This is a genomic window from Streptomyces sp. NPDC058674 (genome assembly GCF_042716505.1).
Taxonomy (GTDB): domain Bacteria; phylum Actinomycetota; class Actinomycetes; order Streptomycetales; family Streptomycetaceae; genus Streptomyces.
This window is the reverse complement of the sequence record NZ_JBHXSC010000008.1, coordinates 57,245-75,067: the sequence shown is the minus strand read 5'-3', so window position 1 is coordinate 75,067 and position 17,823 is coordinate 57,245. Positions and strand designations below refer to the sequence as shown.

Sequence of the window (17,823 nt, the reverse complement as noted above, 5' to 3'; positions counted from 1 at the left end):
GGCCGCCCGGAACTACGGGCGGGAGCGCCCGCGGGACGCCGCCGGGGCGACTACTTGATCCACTCCGCCCAGTCCATGTTCCAGCCGTTGAGGCCGTTGTCCGGGGCGATCTGCTTGTCCTTGGAGTTCTTCACGACGACCACGTCGCCGATCAGCGACTCGTTGAAGAACCACGCGGCCGGCTGGCCGTTGTCGCCGGCGCCGCGGACGTCCTTCAGTCCGATGCAGCCGTGGCTGACGTTCTCCGAGCCGAAGGTGCCCGACGAGGCCCAGTAGTTGCCGTGGACGAAGGTGCCCGAGTTGGACAGCCGCATGGCGTGCGGGACGTCGGAGATGTCGTACTCCCCGCCGAAGCCGACGGTCGCGCCGTTCATCCGGGTCACCTTGTACTTCTCGCTGATGACCATCTGTCCGTTGTACGTGGTCGTCGACGGGGCGCCCGCGGTGATGGGGACGTTCTTGAGCACCTGGCCGTCCCGGACGACCTCCATGGTGTGCGCGCTCGCGTCGACCGTGGAGACCTGCGAGCGGCCGACGGTGAAGTTGACCGTACGGGTCTGCTTGCCGTAGACGCCCGGGCGGCCTTCGACGCCGTCGAGGGCGAGCTTCACGGTGACCTTGGTGCCCGCGGCCCAGTACTTCTCGGGCCGGAAGTCGATGCGGTCGTTGCCGAACCAGTGGCCCTCGACCGGCACGGACGGCTCGGCCGTCACCGTGATGGCCTTCTCGACGGCCTCGGGGTTGGTGATGCCGCGGGAGAAGGTGACCGAGACCGGCATGCCCACGCCGACGGTCGAGCCGTCCTCGGGCGTGTACTGGCCGATGAAGGTGTTCGCGGGGGTGAGGGTGGTGAAGGTGGTGTCCTTGGCCGACTCGCGGCCCGCCTCGTCCTTGGCGACCGCGTGCACCTTGTACTCGGTGGCGGAGGCCAGGTGCCGGCCCGGCTCCCAGCTGGCGCCGTCGGCGCCGATCTTGCCCTCGACGGCGTTGCCCTTGGTGTCGGCGACCGTCACCGCGGAGAGCTTGCCGCCCGTACTCGTTATCTTCAGGACGCCACTGGTGGCGACTTCCTTGGCGCCGTCGTCCGGCTTGATGCTCACCACGGCCTTGGACGCCTCGGTGCCGGTCTTCGCGCCGCCGCCGGCGTCACCGCCGCCGCCGCTCCCCCCGGTGCCGCTCCCGCCGCTGCACGCGGTGGTGAACAGCAGGGCCGCACCCAGCAGAAGGGCCGGCAGGCCGGTGCGGCCCCGGCCGCGTATCGGCTGCAGGTTCACTCGTGTTCTCCCCATGTCCCCCGCGCGCGGACAGTCGCGCGCATGTCGACAGGAAATCACACGGGTGAATCACGAAAAGGCACGGTCTTGTCACCGTTCCGTCCCAAGTGCCGGAAGCCGCCCGGCTTGGGACGGGAGGGGGCGAGCGGACGGGGCAGCCGCCCGCCTGGTTGGGGTCCCGGCGGGCCGTGACTGCCAGGGCCGCCGCGCGGGTGCGCCGGCGGGGTGGGCGGGTCACTCCGCCGGCACACCCGGACGCGGAGGCGGATCAGCCGCGGGGGCCGTGGCCCTGCCCGCCGCCCTTGCCTCCCTTGCCGCCCTTCCCGCCCTTGCCTCCCTTGCCGTGCTCGCCGTGGTCGTCACGCTCGTTGCGGACCGTGGCCACGAGCCGTCCGTCCGGGGTCCGCCCGTCCAGCACCAGCGGCCCGGTCACCCGGTCGCGGGGCAGGACGTAGCCCTCGGGGACGTCCGTCTCCAACAGGTAGTACGCGCCCTCCTCCAGCCCGTCGAAGGTGCAGGAGCCCCGCCGGTCGGTGGCGCAGCCGGGCTGGGCCCTGCGGTCCGCGTTGATGCCCCGGGTCTGCAGGCCCGCGGTGCCGTTGGCCTCCTTCCAGACCTCGAAGACCGCTCCGCGCAGCGGCCGCCCGGTCTTCGCGTCCTTCTTCAGTACCTGGATCGAGCCCCCGTCCACGGGCGGCACCGGGGTCCTGCGGTTCGCGACCGTGAGCGTGAGGCCCTCGGCCACGTCGCCTGGGCCCGGCGTGAACGCGGTGACCCGATCCGCCGGCAGGTCGTAGCCGGCCGGGGCGGCGGTCTCCCGCCAGTAGTAGGTCGCGCCGATCGGCAGTTGGACCGTGCAGGTGCCCCGGGCGTCGGTCGTGCAGGTCCCGTCGGCGAGCCGGGCGTCCGGGTCCCGGCCGTCCGTCTGCAGCCCGTCGCGGCCGTTCTCCTCCCGCCACAGCTCGAACGTCGCCCCGGCCAGCGGCCGGCCGGTCTCCCGGTCCGTCTTGCGCAGCAGCACCTCCGCCCCGGGTACGGGGACGCGCTGGTTGTCCGCCTGGACCCAAACCCCGGCCGCGGCGTTCTCCTCGGTCAGGGTGAGCCGGTGGACCGGGTCGGCCGGCAGTGCGTAGCCGTCGGGGGCGGCCGTCTCGCGCCAGTAGTACGTGCCGGGCTCGGCCCGCTGCTCGCAGACGCCGCTGCGCGCGGTGGTGCACTCGGCGACCCGGGTGTCCGGCGCCGCGCCCTCCGTCTGCAGCCCCGGGGCGCCGTTCGACTCCCGCCACAGCTCGAACACGGCGCCCGCCAGCGGCGCGCCCGTCTCGTCGCGCTTGAGCACGGAGACCGGACCCGTCGTCACGGGCGGCCGTCCACAGGCGGGCAGGTCCCCGTTGAAGGGGTACGCGTGGAACTCCTGCCCACCGCCGGCCCCGGGGACGCCGGTGTGGGTGACCGAGCCGGTGGTGAAGAACCGGCCGTTGATCCCGGGCAGCCGGACCGTGGTCTGCGAGGCCTGCTCGCCCATCAGGAAGCTGCCCTGGAACTGGCCCGTGCCGTTCAGGTCGACCGTCGTGGCGTCCGGGAAGTTCCACAGCAGCCGGTCGCGGTGGGCGTTGAGCGGGTCGTCGTCGGAGATGCCGCCGCTGTAGGTGTTGACGGTGCGGACGGTGCCGAGGACGTTGACCAGGATCGTCGCGCCGGGCGGAATCCGCTCGAAGGTGATGCCCTGCTGGACGCCGCGGGCTCCGACCAGGTCGGCGTCGACGGTGAAGACCTGGAGCCGGGAGGTGCCGTCGCCGCGGAAGACCGTCGCGAAGCCGCTGTTGACGGCGGTTCCCGTCGATGGGCGCGGCTGCCCGTCGACGCGGGCGTAGCACTCGCTGGCGGCGCTGAGCCGGTCGCGCAGGGCGGCGTACGGGGCGACCGCGTCGGGGTCCGGCCGGAGGGTGCCGGTCACGGTGCCCGTGACGGTGCCGGCGTGGCGGACCACGCCCCCGTCGGCGAGCAGCCGCTCGCCCGCGGCGACGGTGACGTCGCCGCCGGTGGTGAGGAAGTCCGCTCCGGCCGGCGGCGGCACCAGTGAACCGGCGCCCACGATCCCGACGTTGTAGCGGCTGTCCGCGCCGGCGGCCTTGTCCTGGTCGAAGCCGCCGAGGACGACGAGGCGGCCCTCGGCCTCCGAGGCCCGCTCGCGGACCCGGAAGTCGCCACCGACGAAGATGTTGATGCCGTTGTCCCGGCCGGCGGGGACGCCGTTGCTGCCGATGGGCGGGTACGGGTCCGGGCAGACGTCCGGGGGTGCGGGGACGCACGGCCCGAGCCCGCCGGGCAGCAGCGCCCTCGGGGCCGCCGCCGGCCGGCCGGCGGCCGGACCGGCGCCGGGGCCCGCGCCGGGGCCCGCTGCGAGGGCCGTGGGCGCCGAAGCCGCCAGCACGGCTCCGATCGCCACCCCGAGGGCCCATTTCCTAGCTGACATGACGCTCCGTCCGTTGCCTGCCGCCTGGCCTGATGTGCTGTGACAGGCTGGGGGCAGGGCCCGGCGGGCCACCGCGAGGACACTCGTGCGCTACGGCATTGCGATCACACGAATCACTCGTATGAGCGCACGGACCCGCTCAGCCGAGGGCGGAGCCGGCCACCCAGTCCGCCCAGGACATGTTCCAGCCGCCCAGTCCGTTGTCCGCGGCCACGACCTTGTCCTGCGAGTTCACGACCTCGACCACGTCCCCGATCAGCGTCCGGTCGAAGAACCAGCCGGCCGGGGTGTCGGAGCCGCCGCCCTTGTCGTCGCGCAGGCCGACGCAGCCGTGGCTCATGTTGGAGGAGCCGAAGGTGTCCGGGCTGAGCCAGTAGTTGCCGTGCAGGAAGGTCCCCGAGGACGTGAGCCGCATGGCGTGCGGGACGTCGGGGATGTCGTACTCGCCGCCGAAGCCGACGGTCTGCCCGTTCATGCGGGTGACGTCGAACATCTCCATCACCACCATCTTCCCGTTGTAGGTGGTGGTCTTGGGCGCGCCCGCGCTGATCGGCACGGTGGACAGCAGCTCCCCCTCCCGGCGGACCTCCATGGTGTGGGCGGCCGCGTCCACGGTGGAGATCTGGGAGCGGCCCACGGTGAAGGTGATCGTCTTGTCCTGGATGCCGTACGACCCGGGGGCGCCCTCGACGTCGCGGAGGTTCACCTTCACCGTGACCACGGTGCCGGCCTTCCAGTACGCCTTGGGCCGGAAGTCGAGGCGCTCGTCGCCGAACCAGTGCCCGACGACCTCCACCGGCGGCACGGAGGTCACGGTGATGGCCCGCTCCACCTCCGTGCGCCGTGCGATGGAGCGGTTGAAGTTGAAGGAGACGATCATCCCGGTGCCGACGGTGGAGCGGTGCTCCGGCTTGAAGTAGCCGATGAAGCGCTCCTCGGGGACGTAGGTGGTGAAGGTGGTGTGCCGGGCCTGGCGGCGGTCGTGCCCGTCCAGGGCCACGGCGTCCACGGTGTACTTGGCCGCGAGCGCGAGCCGGCCGGCCGCGGGGTCGGGGCTCCAGCTGAGCCCGTCGGCGGCGATGGAGCCCGGGACCCGCTCCTCCTGGGCGTCCTCGACCTTGGTGACCACGACCCGCTCCAGCCGGCCCTCGGGCACGGTGACCGCCAGCCGTCCGTCGGCCCGGACCCCCTCGGCGTTGTCCTCGGGCGTGATCCGGATCGCGTCGTCCGGCGTCCGCGGCTTTCCCGGCAGCTCGATCTCGATGGGCGACCTGCCGTCCCCGGTGCATCCGGCCAGGCCGCCCAGCAGGCCCGCCCATGCCGCCACGGCCGCCAAGCCCGCCACTGCCCGCCTCGTCAGAAGTGTCACGTCCCTCCAACGACCGTTTCCTCCGGGGGAAACGTGAGCGCGGGCCACGTTCCGGGCAGAACACTCCGGGCAGAACAGTGGGAAGGACCAGACGGGGGCGGGCCCGGGCCGGGACGCCGGGGCCGCACTCTCCCCCACCCCCGCCGGGTCCCAGGAGCCGTGGAGGCGGGCAGTGTCGAGCGCAGCCGAGCAAGAGGCGGTGGAAGCCGTCGGGAACGCCGCGGACGGCGTGGGCACGGTACGGAGCGGCGGCCGGACCGCACCCGCACCGCATCCCGAGAGCCATCCCGACGGACAGCCCGACGGACAGCCGGGCGGACAGCCGAACGGGACGGCGAACGGGAGGGCGAACGGGAGGCCGGGCACGCAGCCGGACACCCGGGCCAGGGGCGCGGCGGCCACCGCCCCCGGGCGTCCCGGCCCACCCGTGTGGCCCGGGTCCTCCCACCCCCTGGGGGCCCGCTTCCACACCGGTCCGGGCGGGACGGCGGGCACCAACTTCGCGCTGTGGGCGCAGGGCGCGGAGGCCGTGGAGGTCTGCCTGTTCGACGGGGACGGGGCCGAGACCCGCTGCCCCCTGACCGAGCTCACGCACGAGATCTGGCACGGCTTCCTGCCGGGCGTGCGCCCCGGGCAGCGCTACGGGTTCCGGGTGCACGGCCGCTGGGACCCGTGGACGGGCGCCCGGCACAATCCGGCGAAGCTGCTCCTGGACCCGTACGCACGGGCGGTGGACGGCGACTTCACCCTTCCGCCGGAGGTGTACGGGCACGTCCGGGACTGGCCGCAGCAGTACATCGCGGACACCGTCCGCGACGACCGCGACTCGGCGCCGTTCGTCCCGAAGGGGGTGGTCGTCCACGATGACGACGACTGGGCGGACGACGTCCGGCCGAAGACCCCGTGGGCCGACTCGGTGATCTACGAGCTGCACGTGCGCGGCTTCACGATGCGCCATCCGGGTGTCCCCGAGGAGCTGCGCGGCACCTACGCGGGGCTGGCCCACCCCGCGGCGATCGAGCACCTGACGGGCCTGGGCGTGACGGCGGTGGAGCTGCTGCCGGTGCACCAGTTCGCGCACGAGGACCACCTGCTGCGCCGGGGGCTGCGCAACTACTGGGGCTACAACTCGGTCGGCTACTTCGCCCCGCACGCCGGGTACTCCTCGAGCGGCACGGCCGGGCAGCAGGTCGGCGAGTTCAAGCGGATGGTCAAGGCCCTGCACGCGGCCGGGATCGAGGTCATCCTCGACGTGGTCTACAACCACACGGCGGAGGCGGGCGAGCTGGGCCCCACGCTCTCGCTGCGCGGCATCGACAACCGGGGCTACTACCGCCTCCAGAACGACCAGCGCCGCTACTCCGACTACACGGGCTGCGGGAACACCCTGCACGCCGGACGCCCGCACGTGCTGCGCCTCATCACGGACTCGCTGCGCTACTGGGTCACCGAGATGGGGGTGGACGGCTTCCGCTTCGACCTGGCGGCGGCCCTGGCCCGCTCCATGCACGACGTGGACATGCTGTCCCCCTTCCTCGCGGTGATCGCCCAGGATCCGGTGCTGCGCCGGGTGAAGCTGATCGCCGAGCCCTGGGACGTGGGGTCGGGCGGTTACCAGGTGGGGGCGTTCCCGCCGCTGTGGACGGAGTGGAACGACCGCTACCGGGACGCCGTACGGGACTTCTGGCGGGGCGCGCTGCCCGACGTGCGGGACCTCGGGTACCGGCTGTCGGGGTCGAGCGACCTGTACGCGTGGGGCGGGCGGCGGCCGTACGCCTCGGTGAACTTCGTGACGGCGCACGACGGTTTCACCCTGCGCGACCTGGTGACGTACGAGCGCAAGCACAACGACGCCAACGGCGAGGCGGGCCGGGACGGGACCAACGACAACCGGTCGTGGAACTGCGGCGCCGAGGGCGAGACGGACGACGCGCGGATCGCCGCGCTGCGCCGGCGGCAGCTGCGCAACCTGCTGACGAGCCTGCTGCTGTCCACGGGGGTGCCGATGCTGGTCGCGGGCGACGAGTTCGGCCGTACCCAGGGCGGCAACAACAACGCGTACTGCCAGGACAACGAGACGGGGTGGGTGGACTGGTCGCTGCTGGAGGAGCCGTCGTGGCAGCAGCTCCTCGCCCTGGCCCGGCGGCTCATCGCCCTGCGGCACGCCCACCCGGTGCTGCGGAGGCGGGCGTTCTTCTCGGGGCGTCCGCAGGGGGCGGACGGGCTGCGGGACCTGGCCTGGTTCACCCCGGCGGGCGAGGAGATGACGGAGCGGGACTGGTACGCGCCGGCGGCCGCGCTGGGCATGTACCTCTCCGGGCGGGACATCCCGGGCCGCGACGAGCGGGGCCGGCAGGTGACGGACGACAGCTTCCTGATGCTGCTGCACGTCGGCGACCGGCCGGCGCACTGGATCCTGCCGGGGGCTCCGTGGGCCGAACGGTACGAGCTGGTGCTGGACACCTCGTGCGAGGGCCAGGAGGCGGCCCCCGGCACCTGCCACCGGGGCGGGGAGGTCCTCACCGTCCCGGCCCGGTCGGTCCTGCTGTTCCGGGTGGCGGATTGAGCCGGAACCGGGGTGAGCCGGGCTCGGGGTGAGCCGGGCTCGGGAGCCGGGCCCGGGGTGGGCCGGGACCGCTCCGGGCCGTCCCGCGGCGGCTTCCGGACGCGGTGCGGGATCGGGAGCGGGGCCCGCCGGCGGCCCTGCGATGATGTGGCCGTCGTACACGCGTGCACCTGCACACGCGTGCCATCGAGGAGGTCAGGGGTACGCATGGCGAGTGTCGGGACCGCGCTGAGGGAGCTGCGCGGGGCGCAGAAGCCGGCGAAGGGGGTGTCGCTGTATTCGAGGTTCGCCAACCGGCCCGCCGGGCGCTACCTCGCCGCCGGGTCGTACGCGCTCGGGCTCACCCCGAACCAGGTGACCCTGGTCAGCGCCGCCCTCAGCTTCGCCGGCGCCGCGGCGGTCGCGCTGGTCGCGCCCTCCTGGGGACTGGGGGCGGCCGTCTGGGCCCTGCTCGCCCTCGGCTTCGCCTTCGACTCGGCCGACGGCCAGCTGGCGCGGCTGCGCGGGGGCGGCAGCGCCGCCGGCGAGTGGCTCGACCACGTCGTGGACTGCGCCAAGCTCACCGCGCTGCACACCTGCGTACTGATCGCCTTCCACCGGTTCCCGGCCGAGTACGGGACGGGCTCGGCCGGCTGGCTGCTGGTGCCGCTGGCCTTCCAGTTCGCCGCGGTCGTCACCTTCTTCGGCGGGCTGCTGACCGAGAAGCTCAAGCCGAAGCCGGCTCCGGGGAGCCCCGCCGCCGCGCCGTCGACCGTGCGCGCGGTGGCGTTGCTGCCCGTGGACTACGGGGTGTTCTGCCTGGTCTTCCTGCTGCTCGGCGGCGGGGAGCTGTTCCGCTGGGGCTACGCGGTTCTGGGCGCGGCCGCCGTGCTGTTCCTGCTGGCGTTCCTCGCGAAGTGGTACCGGGAGCTCAGCGCCGTTCCGCGGTGAGGGGGGCCGGGCCCCCGAGGGGTTCGGCGAGCGCGTCCAGTGCCCGGCGCAGTTGGGTGCTGGACGTGTGCACCGTGTACGGGAAGTAGACGACGTCGACCCCGTGGACGGCGAAGTCCTTCTCCAGGCGCTCGCCCTTGGGCGTGCCGCGCCAGTCGTCGCCCTTGAAGATCACGTCGAAGCGGACCTGCTTCCAGGTCTCCACCTTGTCCGGGACCGTCTCCACGAAGGCGGCGTCGACGTACTTGACGCTGCGGACGATTTCCAGCCGTTCGACGAGCGGGATCATCGGGCGGCGCCCCTTGGCCAGTTCCGCCATCTCGTCGGAGACCACCCCGGCCACGAGGTAGTCGCAGCGGCTCCGGGCGTGCCGGAGGATATTGAGATGTCCTATATGGAACAGATCGTACGCACCTGGCGCATAGCCGACCCGGTACGGCCTGCGCGTAGACGCGCCAACGTCGGACATGTCCTGCTCCGTCATCTGTTACCCCCCAGCGACCACACCCCCCGGTGTGGCGGATCAGCAGACAATAGCGTGCACGTTCCCCACCGTGTCGGTGAACGAATAGGGTGACGTGCGCATCATCCAGGGGAAGAGGGGACGCTCAGTGTCCAGATCCGGTCACCGGCGCCTGCTGCTGGTTTCCACCAATTACGCTCCCGAGCACGCGGGCATCGGCCCGTACGCGACGCAGATCGCGGAGCACTGGGCGGATCTCGGCCACGAGACTCACGTCCTGGCGGGCATGCCGCACTACCCGGCGTGGTCGCTCGAACCGGAGTACAGGGGGGCGCTCCGGCGCACGGAGGAGCGCGCCGGGGTGCGTGTGCACCGGCGTGCGCACACCGTGCCGGCGCGTCAGACCGCCGTGAAGCGGGCGCTTTTCGAAGGATCGATTCTGCTGCACGGCGCCGTGGCTCCGCCGCGGATGCCGAAGCCGGACGCGGTCCTGGCCCAGATGCCCAGCCTGGCCGGCGGGGTCCTGGCCGCACGGCTCGCGGCGAAGTGGAAGGTCCCGTACGTCCCGGTCGTCCAGGACCTGATGGGGGCCGCCGCCGCACAGAGCGGGATCAGCGGCGGCGACAAGGCGGCCGCCGTGGCGGGCCGCGCCGAGGCCTACGCCCTGAAGCGGGCCACCCTCGTCGGCGTCATCCACGAGACCTTCGTGGACCGCGTCGTCGGCATGGGCGTGGACCCCGCGAAGATCCGCCTCGTGCCCAACTGGTCCCACGTGGCGGTGCCGACCAAGCCGCGCGGGGAGACCCGCCGCCACCTGGGCTGGGCCCCCGGCCAGACGGTCGTCCTGCACTCCGGGAACATGGGCCTCAAGCAGGGGCTGGAAGTCCTCGTCGGCGCCGCCCGGCTGGACCCCGACGTCCGGTTCGTCCTGATGGGCGACGGCAGCCAGCGCTCGGCCCTCGCCGACCTCGCGGCCGACGTACCGAACCTTGACATCATCCCCCCTGCCGCTGACGGCGAGTTCCCGGATATCCTCGCGGCGGCGGACGTTCTGGCGGTCACGCAGCACGCCGCCGTACTGGACATGAGCGTGCCGTCGAAGCTCACCTCCTACTTCCAGGCCGGCCGGCCCGTCGTCGCCTCCGTGGCGGCGCAGGGCGGGACCGCCCAGGAGGTGGAACGTTCGGGCGCAGGGGTCCTCGTACCGCCGGAGGACCCCGGCGCCCTGCTGAAGGCCGTACGGGCCCTGGCCGAGGACCCGGACGGCGCGGACGCGCTGGGCGCGGCCGGGCCCCGCCACGTGGCGGCGCACCTGAGCCGCGAGGCGGGCCTGGCCCGCATCGACGCACTGATAGACGAAGCACTTGGGGGTCCCCGGACGTGATCGAGACGAACCGCCCGGCAGCGGCCCCGGCCGACGACGAGCCCGACCTCCTCAGAGACCAGTTCCGCCAGCTCCTGCGCTACCGCAGGCTCATCGGCGCGGGCATCGGGATCGGCCTGCTGGGCGGCGTCTACCTCGGCGTGTCCACGGCCGACACCTACGTCGCGACCGCCGACGTGGTGCTGCGCGCCCCGACCGACGACCCGTTCAACCCGAGCCTCGCCCCCGACAAGGCGATCAACATCGGCTCCGAGCGGCAGGTCGCGCTCAGCTCCTCCATAGCCAACGAGGCCGCGAAGAAGCTCGGCGTGTCCGCCAAGGACTTCGGCGCCCTGCGCAGCGGCCTCCAGGTGACCAACCCGCCGCAGACCATGGTGCTCCGGTTCACCTACACCGCGTCCTCCCCCAAGGAGGCCGCGAAGCGGGCCAACGCGATGACCGGCGCCTACCTGCTCAAGCGGCAGGAGTCCCTCGACGCCACCCGCGACAAGATGGTCAAGGGCTACCAGGAGCAGCGCGACCCGGTCGCCAAGCAGCTCGACGAGCTGGCCAAGGAGATCGCGCGGATGCCCGCGGGCGCCGCGCGCGACGCCGCCACCTCCAGCAAGACGGACCTGCAGAGCGAGGTCGGCGGCTACAACGGCAAGATCACCAAGCTCCAGGCCCTGGACATGACGCCGGGCCGGGTCACCAGCGCCGCGACCGCGCCCACCTCGACCGACGGCCCCGGCATCCTGATGTCGCTCGCGCTGGGCGCGGCCGTCGGCCTCGCGCTCGGCCTGCTCGCCGCCTGGGTCCGGCTCGTCTTCGACCCGGCGCCCCGCTCCGAGGGCGACGTGGCCCGCGCCCTGCGGGCACCCGTACTGGGCTACCTGCCCCGGGACAAGACCGGCGGCGGACCGCTGCTGGCGGCCGGCGAGGCCGATCCGCGCCTCGCCGAGGAGTACCGCTCGGTGGCCTTCCGGCTCGCCTACGACGCCCGCTTCGCCGACCGGCGCCGGCTGCTCGTCGTCGCCCCGCGCGGCAGCAGCGAGACGGCCGCGGCGGTCGCCGTGAACCTGGCCGCCTCCTTCGCGGAGACCGGCAAGGACGTCCTGCTCATCGAGGCCGACCTGCGCACCCCGGTCCTGGCCAGCCAGCTGCCGACGGACGCCGGCGGCCGGCCGCGCTGGAGCCGGACCCCGGGCGGCAAGCCGACCGGGCGCCACGGCGACTCCGAGTGGCCCGACGGGCGCCAGCTCGTCGTGGACGCCGGGGAGTCCGGCTCCTTCGACCTGATCCCCGGCGAGCGGGCGCGCAACGTGCCCCGCGCGCTGACCTCGGCCCGCGCCACCCAGCTGATCTCCGAGGCCGACTCCCCCAACTCCACCGTCATCGTGCTCGCGCCGCCGGTGCTCTCCTACGCCGACGCCCTCGCCCTGGTCGACCGCGTCGACGGGGTGCTGGTCGTCTGCGACCCGCGGGCGGTGCACCGCACCGACCTGTCCCGCATCCGCGAGCTGATCAGCGGCGCCGGCGGCACCGTCCTCGGCGCCGTGCTGCACGCGCCGCTGCCCGGCGAGAAGCGCAAGGGCAAGGGCGGCTCGGCCGGTCCGGGCCCGGACGCCCCCGCCGGACCCGCGCCGCGGCCGGAGCCCCAGCCGATCCCGTACGAGGTCGCCGAGGCCGAGCAGCACATCCCCGGTGACGGCACCGACACGGTCGCCCTGCGCACCGTCCGCACGGGCCGGCGGTGAGCCGGCGCGGCCTCTCGGCGGTCGCGTCGGTCCTGGACCAGGCGGCGTCCAGCGCCACGAACATCCTGGTGCTGGTGCTGGCCGCCCGGCTCTCCTCGGCGGCCGGCTTCGCCGACTTCTCGATGGTGTACGTGGCGTTCAGCGTGCTGCTCGGGCTGAACATGGCCTACGTGGGCCAGAGCGTGGTCCTGGAGAAGGGCGCGGGCCTCGGCGCGGTCTGCCGGTCCGCCGTCGGCTTCACGGCGGCCGCCTCTGCGGTGGCGGGCGCACTGCTGGCCCTGGTGGGACTGGTGCTCCCCGGCGCCGCCGGACGGGCCTTCCTCTGCCTGGGCCTCGTGCTGCCGGCGGTGCTGCTCCAGGACGGGCTGCGGTACTGCTTCTCCGCGCTGCGCGCTCCCGAACGGGCCCTGGCCGCCGACGCGCTGCGGCTGGTGTGCGTCCTGGCGGCGCTGGCGCTGCAGCCCCGGGGGGCCTCCGCGGGGCGCCTCGTCCTGGTGTGGGGCCTGTCCGCACTGCCGGCGCTGGCGCTCGGGCTGTGGCTGCTGCGCCCGTACGTCCGGGGCGTGCGCGCCGACCTGCGGCCGTACCTGCGCCGCGGACACCTCGGACAGCGGTTCGCCGTGGAGTTCGCGGTGGGCAACGGCTCCAGCCAGCTCGCCGTGCTCGGCCTCGGCGTCTTCGCGACCCCGCTGGCCGTCGGAGCGCTGCGGGGTGCGACGACCCTCTTCGGGCCGCTGAACGTGCTGTTCACCTCGGCCGGCGCCTTCGGACCGCCGGTGGTGGGCCGGGCCGCGGGCAAGCGGGGCGTCATCCGGCTCACCGCGCTCCTGGGCGGCGTGCTCGCGTTCCTGGGGGCCGGCTGGGGCGCCGTGCTGTACGCCCTCCCCGACCGGGTGGGCTCCTCGCTGCTCGGCGACACCTGGCAGGCGGCGTCCGCGCTGCTGCCGGCCACGGGCGCCCAGTACGCGGTCATGGGGCTCGGCACCTGCGCCCTGCTGACCCTGCGGGTGCTCAACCCGAAGGCCACGCTGTCCCTGCAGGTGGTGTTCTCGCTGCTCTCGGTGGGCCTGCTGCTGGGCGGCTACGCCCTGTGGGGGGTCGTCGGCGCCGCCTGGGGGCTGGCGCTGGGCTCCGCCGCCAAGGCGGCCGCGGGCTGGCTCCGCGCGGCCCGGCTGGAGGTCCCCGTACCGGCCGCCGGACCGGACCGGTCCGTCACCCGCGCCTGAGCACCGCCCCCGGGGCGCGGCAGGCCCTCAGCGCAGGGTGGTGCCCTTGTCCTGGCGGTACGTGGCCACCAGCGCGAGGCAGATGGCCGCGATGGCCACGCGGCCCGAGGCCTGGAGCAGTGGTCCGCGCAGCAGGATGAAGGAGTAGCCGGCGACCAGCGGCACCACCACGGAGATCAGGCTGCCCGGTGGGGACCGGCGGGTGGCGCGCTTGGCGTACCGGCGGTCGACGCGGGCGGCGGCGTACCCCAGGCCGAGCAGCCCGGCCGTCATGCCGAGCGGGCCGAAGTCGATCCACAGCTCCGCCCAGATCGGGGAGGAGAGGTTGGTGTTCACCGTGCCCATCCACTGGCCGACCATCACACCGGTGTCGCGTGCCTTGCCGGGCCACATCGAGCGCGGCACCGCGAAGAAGACCGATCCGGCGAGCTGGCGCCCGTAGGAGTGGCCGGGGCCCGACTCGGCGTAGGTGATGGTGTTGGCGAACATGCCGATCTGGTCGTAGTCCTTGAGCGCCATCGGCTCCAGGAAGGACGTGGTCTCGACCGGCTTGTAGTTCTTCTCGTCGTACCGGAAGCGGTCCGCGAAGGGGAAGACCAGGAGCGCGATCACCACGGCCATGGACAGCGCCACCCGGTACATCGCGGCGCTCACCGGGAAGACGGTGAAGAGCAGCGCGAACATGACGGTGAGGAACCAGTAGCGGGGGTTGGAGATCGGGTTGTTGACGACCAGGTTCAGCGCGGCCAGCGCGCACCAGGTCACGATGATCGAGACCTTGCGGCGGGCGAACTTCGAGGTGATCAGCCAGCGCGTGTAGAGCAGCAGGGAGAGCAGCGCCGGGACGGTGCCGAAGCCGCGCAGCAGGGCCTGGCTCGCCTGGCCGTCGCTGGACAGCCCCGCTTCCTCGATGCCCGCGATGATCTCCTGGCGGCTGGAGAAGAAGACCGCGGGCCCGCCCAGCTTCACGACGAAGGCCGCGCTGCACACGAAGGACAGGACCGTCAGCAGTTGCAGCCGCCGCCGGTGGGCCATGACGGGGCGCTGCTCCTTGCGGGAGCCGGCGGCGCGGACGGTGGGCCGGTGCCGGGCGAGCAGGACGCCCACGTCGAAGGCGAGGCAGCCGATCAGGACCAGGCCGATGGCGAGGGTCAGGTCCGAGCGCGGGCCGACGACGGGGGTCGGCACCCGGCCGAGGACGGCCTGGGCGAGGGGCGCGACGCCCATGGCCATGTAGACGAAGAGCCAGAAGGAGCCCTGGAGCAGCTTGCGGCGGCTGGTGAGCACCATCGCGGACAGCCGGGCCCCCGCGTACATGGTGAGCAGGAGCTGGAGCCAGAAGGCCGCGTCGCGCTGGCCGTCGCCGGTCTGGACGGCGACGAAGAGCGGCAGGAAGACGGTGAACCCGAGGGCCAGCGGGACCGACAGGGCACGGGAGAGCAGGGTGCGCGGGGTGGTGACCCTGCCCCACTGGGCCTCGTCCTCGGCGGGGTGCGCCACGGGCGCGACGGCGGGCCTGCGTATGTCCGTTGCCACTGCGCCCCCGCCCGACGTGCCTGATCCGGGCGCAGTCTAGTCTGAGCCGTCGGCGCACGGGGAGGCGCCGTCGGGGGTGGACGAAGGGGACTCGGGTGCGGGATCTTCCTGCCTTCACGCTGGCCGGATACGACAAGGGGCGCGGGCTGCTGACCCAGGCGCTCTGGTTCGCCGTGATGAACACGCTGTTCACGAGCTGGTTCTGCCCGGCACGGCTGCGGGTGGCGCTGCTGCGGGCCTTCGGCGCGAAGATCGGCGAGGGCGTGCTGATCCGGCACCGCGTGCGCGTGCTGTGGCCGTGGAAGCTCACCGTCGGGGACCACACCTGGATCGGCGAGGGCGTCTGGCTGCTCAACCTGGAGCCGGTGGTGATCGGTTCGCACGCGTGCCTCTCGCAGGAGGCGATGCTGTGCACCGGCTCGCACGACCACCGGGCCGCCGACTTCCGCTACCGCAACGCCCCGATCACCGTCGGGGACGGCGCGTGGGTGGCGGTCCGGGCGACCGTCCTGGCCGGGGTGACCCTGGGCCGCTGCGCGGTCGCGGGCGCGGGGGCCGTCGTGCACAAGGACCTGCCGGAGCTGACCCTGCAGACCCAGGACGGGCGTCGCCGCCCGGTGGAGGAGCCCAAGTGAGAGTCCTGCACGCCGTCACCCTGCACTCCCCCTCGCACGCCTTCGGCGGGCCGGTCCGGGTCGCCCTGAACCTGGCGAAGGGGCTGCGGTCCCGCGGCCACGAGGCCCGGCTGCTGGCTCTGGGCGAGGGCTTCGAGGAGCCCTGGCCGACCGAGGTCGAGGGGGTTCCCGCCAGGCTCTTCCCCGCACGCCGGCTGCTGCCCCTGGGCTTCAGCGGGATCACGTCCCCGGCGCTGCTCGCCTCGGCGGGCCGCCTGGTGCGGGAGGCGGACGTGGTCCACGTCCACCTCGCGCGGGACCTGGTGACCCTGCCGGTGGCGCTGGCGGCCCTGCGGGCCGGCAAGCCGCTGGTGCTCCAGACCCACGGCATGGTGGACCCGAGCGGACGGCTGCTGGCCAAGGTGCTCGACGCGGTGGCGGTACGCCGGCTGCTGCGTGCCGCGGACGCGGTGCTGTACCTGACCCCGCACGAGCGCGAGGGCCTCGACGCGGTGGCCGGCGCCCCGCTCGCCCGCGCCGTACGACTCGTCAACGGCACCCCGGCGCAGGAGGAGCGGCCTCCCCTGGAGGGGCCGCCGCGCATCCTGTACGCGGCGCGGCTGCAGGCCCGCAAGCGGCCGGTGGACTTCGTGGACGCCGTCCCGGCGGTCCTGGCGGCGCACCCGGGCGCGGAGTTCGTCGTGGCCGGCCCCGACGAGGGCGAGCGGGCCGCCGTGCTGCGCCGGATCGCGGAGCTGGGGCTGGCGGACCGGGTCCACGTCCCCGGGGCGCTGAGCGGGCGGGACGTGCTGCGGGAGCTGCGGCGCGCGCACGTCTACGTACTGCCGTCCGTGGACGAGCCGTTCCCGATGTCGGTGCTGGAGGCGCTGTCCGTGGGCGTTCCCGCGGTGGTGACCCATTCCAACGGCCTGGCCCGCGAGATCGCGGCGGCCGGCGCGGGTCATGCGGTCGCGCCCGGCCCGGCGGGCGTGGCGGCGGCGGTCCTGGCGCTGCTGGAGCCGGCCGCGAACCGCAAGGCGTCGGCGGCGGCCCGCACCCTGGCGGCCGGGTCCTTCTCGATGGACTCGGTCCTGGACACCCTGCTGCCGGTGTACGAGGGAGCCCTTCGGGGCTGACGGCCCGCGCCGCGGTTCCTCGGGTGCCGCGGTTCGTCAGATGACGTCCCGGCGCTCCTCGACCACCGGGACGGCGCCCAGGGTGCGGCGGCGCTTGAGGACGCTCGTGTACACGGCGAGGCCGATGGCGCCCACCGCCATCATGATCAGGCCGACCAGGTCGACGTCGACGCTCTCCATCTCCCAGTCGGTCGCGAAGGTGAGGATCGCCCCCACCACGATCAGACCGATGCAGCCACCAAGGCCGGTCATAGGGCTCGCCTCCGAAAAGTCGGTGTCGTCTTCGCGCTCTGGCTCCGCGGGTACCCCCGGTCCGGACGCGAAAACGCCCCCGCGGGCCGGTAGTTGGCTGCGGGGGCGTCCGTGGGGCGCGCGGGCTACGCGGGCACCCAGGCGTAGCAGCCCGTCGAGTTGAACGTGGCGGTGCCGCCCGGGACCGTCGCGGTGGTCTTCTCCCCCGCCTTGGGCGGGGTCTCCGGGCCGGAGGCCAGGACGGAGCCGTCCTTGCCCTTCGCCTCCCACGTGCAGTTCGCGGCCTGCGTCAGCGCGCGGTACGTGCCGGGCGCCGGCGAGGTCCGGGGGCCTTCGGGGAAGCCCTTCTCGGCCGCCGCGAGGATCGGCTTCTGCTCCGGGCACAGCAGGTTGATCGCGTCCTTGGCGCCGGCGATCTCCCCGGCGATGACGGACCCGACGGCCGCGTCCTTGTCCCGCTTCGCGGTGCGCTCCACCCGCTGGCAGGACTCGTGTCCGGTCTGCAGGACGGCGGCCGGGTCCATCTTCTCCGGCACGCGGCCGCTCAGGTACTTCTTCTCCTGCGCCGTGAAGCTGCCCGTCTTCGGGGTGAGCCGGGCGTCCGGGAGCATGGAGCCCGTCGGCTTGGCCTCGGGCGGGGCCTCCGCCGTCGCGGGGGTGTCCGCCGGGTCGGGGACCGCCGACGAGGCCGGCGGCTTCGCCTTCGCCTGCGAACCGGAGCCGGCCTTGTCGCCGCCGGAACTGCAGGCGGTCAGCGTGAGTGCGGCGGCCAGCAGAACAGCAGCCGCTGCGGGGCGTCGGTACATCGGATGGCTCCCGTACTTGCTGGGTGGGACAGGGGTGCGGGGCCCGGCCGGGAAG

The 17,823-nt window shown here is 73.7% G+C and carries 14 protein-coding genes; 7 read left to right on the top strand and 7 right to left on the bottom strand.

The genetic code is table 11. The annotated features are described in order from the left end of the window. Positions 1-50: 50 nt before the first annotated feature. The 3 genes from ACFWU6_RS06750 to ACFWU6_RS06740 all read right to left on the bottom strand — a co-directional run bounded on the left by ACFWU6_RS06750 (position 51) and on the right by ACFWU6_RS06740 (position 5,110). Positions 51-1,289, bottom strand: coding sequence for an Ig-like domain-containing protein (locus tag ACFWU6_RS06750; RefSeq protein ID WP_383978965.1), 1,239 nt, complete (start codon positions 1,287-1,289; stop codon positions 51-53). Positions 1,290-1,542: 253 nt separating this feature from the next. After that, entirely contained in the window at positions 1,543-3,750 is a 2,208-nt protein-coding gene (locus ACFWU6_RS06745) for a choice-of-anchor A family protein (protein ID WP_383978962.1), read from the bottom strand. 139 nt (positions 3,751-3,889) lie between these two features. After that, positions 3,890-5,110 (bottom strand): Ig-like domain-containing protein, encoded by a 1,221-nt coding sequence (locus ACFWU6_RS06740; protein WP_383979071.1) that lies wholly within the window; start codon positions 5,108-5,110, stop codon positions 3,890-3,892. Positions 5,111-5,546: 436 nt separating this feature from the next. Between ACFWU6_RS06740 and glgX the strand changes: the two genes are divergently transcribed. Together glgX and ACFWU6_RS06730 are read left to right on the top strand one after the other, a co-directional pair. Next, on the top strand, positions 5,547-7,685 hold the full coding sequence (gene glgX / locus ACFWU6_RS06735; protein WP_383979068.1) for a glycogen debranching protein GlgX: 2,139 nt from the start codon (positions 5,547-5,549) through the stop codon (positions 7,683-7,685). Positions 7,686-7,892: 207 nt separating this feature from the next. After that, the gene (locus tag ACFWU6_RS06730; protein ID WP_383802629.1) at positions 7,893-8,615 is read left to right on the top strand and encodes a CDP-alcohol phosphatidyltransferase family protein; all 723 of its coding nucleotides are present in this window, start codon (positions 7,893-7,895) and stop codon (positions 8,613-8,615) included. On the opposite strand, the gene ACFWU6_RS06725 is transcribed toward ACFWU6_RS06730, so the two are convergent. Further along, positions 8,596-9,084 carry an adenylyltransferase/cytidyltransferase family protein gene (locus ACFWU6_RS06725; protein ID WP_383802730.1) on the bottom strand — a complete coding sequence of 163 codons (489 nt, stop codon included), beginning with the start codon at positions 9,082-9,084 and terminating at the stop codon, positions 8,596-8,598. The genes ACFWU6_RS06730 and ACFWU6_RS06725 overlap by 20 nt on opposite strands. 172 nt (positions 9,085-9,256) lie before the next feature. Between ACFWU6_RS06725 and ACFWU6_RS06720 the strand changes: the two genes are divergently transcribed. The 3 genes from ACFWU6_RS06720 to ACFWU6_RS06710 are packed head-to-tail and all read left to right on the top strand — an operon-like array spanning position 9,257 to position 13,424. Next, complete coding sequence (locus tag ACFWU6_RS06720) at positions 9,257-10,462, top strand: glycosyltransferase family 4 protein (protein WP_383802728.1); 1,206 nt, start codon at positions 9,257-9,259, stop codon at positions 10,460-10,462. Further along, a complete protein-coding gene (locus ACFWU6_RS06715; RefSeq protein ID WP_383802627.1) occupies positions 10,459-12,198 on the top strand; it encodes a lipopolysaccharide biosynthesis protein in 1,740 nt (579 codons plus the stop codon). Before ACFWU6_RS06720 ends, ACFWU6_RS06715 begins: the two co-directional genes overlap by 4 nt. Continuing rightward, positions 12,195-13,424, top strand: coding sequence for a hypothetical protein (locus tag ACFWU6_RS06710; protein WP_383978959.1), 1,230 nt, complete (start codon positions 12,195-12,197; stop codon positions 13,422-13,424). The genes ACFWU6_RS06715 and ACFWU6_RS06710 overlap by 4 nt, the downstream gene beginning before the upstream one ends. A gap of 27 nt (positions 13,425-13,451) precedes the next feature. On the opposite strand, the gene ACFWU6_RS06705 is transcribed toward ACFWU6_RS06710, so the two are convergent. Further along, positions 13,452-14,960 carry a hypothetical protein gene (locus ACFWU6_RS06705; protein ID WP_383802624.1) on the bottom strand — a complete coding sequence of 503 codons (1,509 nt, stop codon included), beginning with the start codon at positions 14,958-14,960 and terminating at the stop codon, positions 13,452-13,454. A 95-nt stretch (positions 14,961-15,055) separates the two neighbouring features. Here ACFWU6_RS06705 and ACFWU6_RS06700 point away from each other — a divergent pair, with 95 nt between their 5' ends. Both ACFWU6_RS06700 and ACFWU6_RS06695 read left to right on the top strand, forming a co-directional pair. After that, positions 15,056-15,595: a WcaF family extracellular polysaccharide biosynthesis acetyltransferase gene (locus ACFWU6_RS06700; protein WP_383978956.1), complete on the top strand. Its 540-nt coding sequence runs from the start codon at positions 15,056-15,058 to the stop codon at positions 15,593-15,595. Then, positions 15,592-16,710 (top strand): glycosyltransferase, encoded by a 1,119-nt coding sequence (locus ACFWU6_RS06695; RefSeq protein ID WP_383978953.1) that lies wholly within the window; start codon positions 15,592-15,594, stop codon positions 16,708-16,710. The genes ACFWU6_RS06700 and ACFWU6_RS06695 overlap by 4 nt, the downstream gene beginning before the upstream one ends. A gap of 36 nt (positions 16,711-16,746) precedes the next feature. Here ACFWU6_RS06695 and ACFWU6_RS06690 read toward each other — a convergent pair whose 3' ends face one another. Beyond that, positions 16,747-16,962: a DUF6458 family protein gene (locus ACFWU6_RS06690; protein WP_383802618.1), complete on the bottom strand. Its 216-nt coding sequence runs from the start codon at positions 16,960-16,962 to the stop codon at positions 16,747-16,749. A gap of 125 nt (positions 16,963-17,087) precedes the next feature. Continuing rightward, positions 17,088-17,768: a hypothetical protein gene (locus ACFWU6_RS06685; RefSeq protein ID WP_383802616.1), complete on the bottom strand. Its 681-nt coding sequence runs from the start codon at positions 17,766-17,768 to the stop codon at positions 17,088-17,090. Positions 17,769-17,823 lie beyond the last annotated feature (55 nt).

Excerpts from the sequence above, each read along its gene's own strand:
- ACFWU6_RS06750 (WP_383978965.1), bottom strand. The coding sequence starts at position 1,289 with ATGGGGAGAACACGAGTGAACCTGCAGCCGATACGCGGCCGGGGCCGC.
- ACFWU6_RS06745 (WP_383978962.1), bottom strand. The coding sequence starts at position 3,750 with ATGTCAGCTAGGAAATGGGCCCTCGGGGTGGCGATCGGAGCCGTGCTG.
- ACFWU6_RS06730 (WP_383802629.1), top strand. The coding sequence starts at position 7,893 with ATGGCGAGTGTCGGGACCGCGCTGAGGGAGCTGCGCGGGGCGCAGAAG.
- ACFWU6_RS06725 (WP_383802730.1), bottom strand. The coding sequence starts at position 9,084 with ATGTCCGACGTTGGCGCGTCTACGCGCAGGCCGTACCGGGTCGGCTAT.
- ACFWU6_RS06690 (WP_383802618.1), bottom strand. The coding sequence starts at position 16,962 with ATGACCGGCCTTGGTGGCTGCATCGGTCTGATCGTGGTGGGGGCGATC.
- ACFWU6_RS06685 (WP_383802616.1), bottom strand. The coding sequence starts at position 17,768 with ATGTACCGACGCCCCGCAGCGGCTGCTGTTCTGCTGGCCGCCGCACTC.